The 4002-nt window shown below is 68.1% G+C and carries 6 protein-coding genes; 2 read left to right on the top strand and 4 right to left on the bottom strand.

Translation table 11 applies throughout. The features are described 5' to 3' along the window. Positions 1-428 precede the first annotated feature (428 nt). Together AB0M65_RS40445 and AB0M65_RS40440 are read right to left on the bottom strand one after the other, a co-directional pair. Positions 429-800, bottom strand: coding sequence for a PH domain-containing protein (locus tag AB0M65_RS40445; protein WP_364040840.1), 372 nt, complete (start codon positions 798-800; stop codon positions 429-431). A gap of 39 nt (positions 801-839) precedes the next feature. After that, entirely contained in the window at positions 840-1220 is a 381-nt protein-coding gene (locus AB0M65_RS40440; protein WP_364040837.1) for a VOC family protein, read from the bottom strand. 95 nt (positions 1221-1315) lie between these two features. Here AB0M65_RS40440 and AB0M65_RS40435 point away from each other — a divergent pair, with 95 nt between their 5' ends. Continuing rightward, positions 1316-2086: an FHA domain-containing protein gene (locus AB0M65_RS40435; RefSeq protein ID WP_364040834.1), complete on the top strand. Its 771-nt coding sequence runs from the start codon at positions 1316-1318 to the stop codon at positions 2084-2086. 17 nt (positions 2087-2103) lie between these two features. Here the strand turns inward: AB0M65_RS40435 and AB0M65_RS40430 are convergent, their stop codons facing one another. Both AB0M65_RS40430 and AB0M65_RS40425 read right to left on the bottom strand, forming a co-directional pair. Continuing rightward, positions 2104-2400 carry a hypothetical protein gene (locus AB0M65_RS40430; protein WP_364040831.1) on the bottom strand — a complete coding sequence of 99 codons (297 nt, stop codon included), beginning with the start codon at positions 2398-2400 and terminating at the stop codon, positions 2104-2106. An 89-nt stretch (positions 2401-2489) separates the two neighbouring features. Then, positions 2490-2939: a GNAT family N-acetyltransferase gene (locus AB0M65_RS40425; RefSeq protein WP_364040828.1), complete on the bottom strand. Its 450-nt coding sequence runs from the start codon at positions 2937-2939 to the stop codon at positions 2490-2492. A 99-nt stretch (positions 2940-3038) separates the two neighbouring features. Here AB0M65_RS40425 and AB0M65_RS40420 point away from each other — a divergent pair, with 99 nt between their 5' ends. Next, entirely contained in the window at positions 3039-3950 is a 912-nt protein-coding gene (locus AB0M65_RS40420; protein ID WP_364040825.1) for an NADP-dependent oxidoreductase, read from the top strand. Positions 3951-4002 lie beyond the last annotated feature (52 nt).

Below are 4002 nucleotides of genomic sequence, written 5' to 3'. Positions count from 1 at the left end.
GTTTTGGGTCGTTAGAACGACCCAAAACACTCACGACCCCCCTGCCCTTCGCAACGCACGTCGTGGGCAGCCGAGGCGGGGCGGGGCAGGTCCCGAATGGCAGGGCTGGTCCCGAAACTCGCGTGCTTGAAGGCGTGACTCGCGTGCTCAGGAACGTAACTCGCGTGCTTGAAGGCGTGACTCGCGTGCTTGAGGACGTAACTCGCGTGCTTGAGGACGTAACTCACGTGCTGGATGCCGAACTCAGGGGTGCGGGGTCTGAGCACGCGAGTCACGGCTTTGAGTACGCGAGTGCGGTGTCGGGTCCCCTGAAGAGTCCGCTCCCGTCGGCGAACACGTCAGGCCACGTTTGCCTTGCCCCTTACTAACCCGATCGCCACTCACGATCCACCGGACCCAACGCCCCAGCGAACGCGAGCAGGCGCGACCTAGAGCGTGTGGGTGGCGATCAGTTGGCCGATCGCGCGGATGTCCGAGCCGCGGAACTCCAGGCGCACGTTCCCCAGGCCGCTGAACCACAGGTCCAGCTCGGCGTCCAGGTCGAAGGTGCCGGCGGTTTCGATGGAGAACGCCTGAATCTTGTTGTACGGCAGGGAAGTGAAGTCCTTCTTCTTGCCGGTCATGCCCTGGACGTTCACCGCGATCAGCCGCTTGTTCGTGAACACCACGAAATCGCGCACCGCTTTGAACGATGAGTAGATCTGTTCCCCGGGGATGATGATCGGCTGCACCGTCGGCTCGATGTCCTTCGGTTTGCACGGCGTGAGTTTGAAGACGGTGTCTTTGGAGAAGTCAATCATGCCCCCACACTACGGATTTTCCTGTGACTGCCGCCGCGGTCAGAACTCGGCAGGGAAGAGGCAGAACGGGTGGCCGTCGGGGTCCAGCAGCACGCGGACGTCGTCTTGCGGCTGGTGTGAAGCGAGCGTCGCGCCACCTTCGAGTGCCCAGGCGACGGCACCGGCCAGATCATCGACGCCGATGTCCAGGTGCAGCATCATCTGCTGGGCACCGGCCTGCGGCGGCCATACCGGCGGGGCGTGGCCGGGTTCGTGCTGGAATGACAGGCCTGTGCCGCCACCGGGTGGTTTCAGCATCACCCAACCGGGTTCTTCGTACGTGATCGGCCAGCCGAGTAGCCGCGCGTAGAAGCCCGCGAGCGCGCGCGGGTCGGGGCTGCCGAGCACGGTGGCCGAGATCCGCGTCCGTGGTTGCGTCATGATCGCCCTCCCGCGACCATCGTAGGCCGGGGACGGGTCCCCGGCAGCGTCTCGCATACTGCCGGGGGACGCCGGGGGGACACGGAGGAGGCAGGATGAAGCGGCTCACCACGGCGCACGAAAGCCTCGCGCTCGGTGTGCCCCGGTCGGCCCCCGGCGCGGTCTTCGCCCTCACGCTCGCCGGTGGCGTGTCCGTCGACCCCGGCGAGGGCAGCGAGATCTCCTTCGGGCGCAACAGGCCGCAGGTCGACGTCTGTGTTGGCGAGAACGATCTGCAGGTCAGCCGCAAGCACGGCCTCCTGAACTTCAGCAGCGGACAGTGGTGGGTCAGCAACACCGGCCAGTTGCCCATCCGCCTGCCGAACTCCCGCTGGCTTTCCCTCGGCGAGGAGCCGATCCCGCTTTCGGACGGTTACACGCCCCTGTTCGTCCGCGGTTCGGGCAGGCGGGAGCATTTGCTCGAGTTGTACGTCGCCGGTCCCGACGGCGGCCAGCCCGTCACCCGGCACGGTGACGTCACCGTGCCGCCCCGCCGCTGGCGCCTCAGCGCGGACGAACGCCTGGTGCTGGTCGTGTTCGGCCAGCGCTATCTACTGCACGACCTCAATCCCCAGCCGCTGTCCCGCCAGCAGACGGCCGAGGTACTCGGCGAACTCCGCCCCGAGGAGACCTGGACCAGCCGCCGTGTCGAGCACGTCGTCATCGACGTCCGCGCGCGGCTTTCGGCGGGCGGCGTCTACGGCCTGCGGCGCGAAGAGGTCGGCGAACCGGTCGGGAACGCGTTGAACGACAACCTCTTGCGAGAGCTGGTGCTTTCCACCACGCTCGTGCCGCCGGACCTCGCTCTCCTCGACGCGCTCGGCTGAGTGTCCACAGAGGACTATCAGCCGACCCCCTCCATCGCCGCTTTGGCGACATCGCTGTCCTCGTCGGCCTTGCTGGCCACTTTCACCAGCGCCGCCGTCGCTTGATCCCGGCTCTCTTCGGCCTTGACGCGTCCCGCGGAGGCCGCGTTCACGCCGAAGAAGGCGCCCACCACGGTGCCGATCACCGTGCCCGACGCGGTGATCACCGCCGTGACGTCCGAGGTGTTCGGATACCGCATGACGGCCGCCACCGTGATGAGCGCGAGCGCGCTCAGCCCCGCCAACACGGTCATGAACCCGTAGTTCTTGCTCATGGCCCGCTCCCTTCCAGGCTCCTTGCGGCCATGTTTCGCCCGAACGCCGCCACTCGTTACGGCAAGTGGCCCGATTGCACCCCGAATGGTTACCCGCCGACGTCGAAGACCAGTTCCGGGCGCTCCCAGGTGATCTTCGGCGGCTGGGGTGGCATGACACCGACCCGTCGCGCGCCCATCCGCTCGTAGAACCCGGTGGCAGGCGGGTGGGCGACGACGCGGATCTCGGTCATGCCGAGCTCCGCGGCCCTGCCGAGCATATGCTCGACCAGCCATGCCCCGATGCCGGTGCCCTGTGCGGAATCGGCGACGAACAGCAGGTCCAGCTCGGCCGGGTACTCGACGAGGCTGTAGAAGCCGACCACGTTCCGCTGCGCGTGGGCGACGAACGCGGAGTGGGTGGCGAGGTAGTCCTCGGTGACCTGGTAGCCCTCGAGAATCGGCGCGTACTCCCCTTGGTAGGCGCTGGATTCATGCATCAGCGCGGTCAACCGGCCCGCGTCGGAAGCGCTTGCCCTGGAGATGCGGTAGCTCGTCACGTCGGCAGCTTAGAGCGTCGCACCGACAACTCTTGACCTCCAGTTAAGTGGAGATACCAGAGTGGGCTCCGACAGCGGGGAACAAACTGGAGGAACAGCATGAAAGCGGCCGCGTTCACGGAAGCCGGTGGCCCGGAGGTACTCCGGGTGATGGAGCTGGAAGAGCCGCACGCCGGGGCGGGAGAGGTCCGGGTGCGGGTGAAGGCGGCGGGGGTGCAGCCGTACGACGCGGCCGTGCGGGCGGGCTGGGAACCCGCGGGGATCGAATTGCGTTGGCCGCGTGTCCCGGGGAACGAGTTCGCCGGGGTCGTCGACGAGGCCGGTTCCGGGGTTACCGGCCTCGTCGCGGGGACCGAGGTGCTCGGGTTCACGGCCGTGCAGGCGTACGCCGAGTACATCGTGGTGCCCGCGGAGAACGTCACGCCGAAGCCGCCGGAGATGCCGTGGGAGGTCGCGGGTGGCTTCACGGCCGGGACGCAGACGGCGTACCTGGCCCTGGACTCCCTGCGGATCGCCGGCGGGGAAACGCTGCTGGTCCACGGCGCGGCAGGCGCGGTGGGGACCGCCGCCGTGCAGCTCGCCGCGTTGCGCGGGGTGAAGGTCATCGGTACGGCGAGTGAGGTGAATCAGGACTACGTCCGTTCCCTCGGCGCCGAACCGGTGGTCTACGGCGACGGTCTCGCCGACCGGGTACGCGCCCTCGCGGCGTCCGGAGTCGACGCGGCACTCGACGGCGCGGGCGGGGTGGCGTTCGATCTCTCGCTGGAGCTGGTCGGGGACCCGGACCGCGTGCTCACCCTCGTCGAGCACGAACACGCTCCGGGGGCCGGAGCGCGGGTGGTCACCGGGACGCGGTCGGCGGAGCGGCTGAGGATGCTGGCTTCGCTGTACGTCAAGGGAGACCTGCGGTTCCTGGTGCGGCGGACGTACCCGTTCACCGAGGCCGCGGCAGCGCACCGGGAGATCGAGACGGGGCACGGCCGGGGGAAGGTCGTGCTGACGTTCCCGTAGGGCGGGGGCGTGGGTCGTGAGTGATTTGGGTCGTTAGAACGACCCAAATCAC

Source organism: Amycolatopsis sp. NPDC051071 (genome assembly GCF_040682875.1).
In the GTDB taxonomy this organism is placed as follows: domain Bacteria; phylum Actinomycetota; class Actinomycetes; order Mycobacteriales; family Pseudonocardiaceae; genus Amycolatopsis.
The sequence above is the reverse complement of the archived record's forward strand: the minus strand, read 5'-3'. Positions and strand labels throughout refer to the sequence as shown.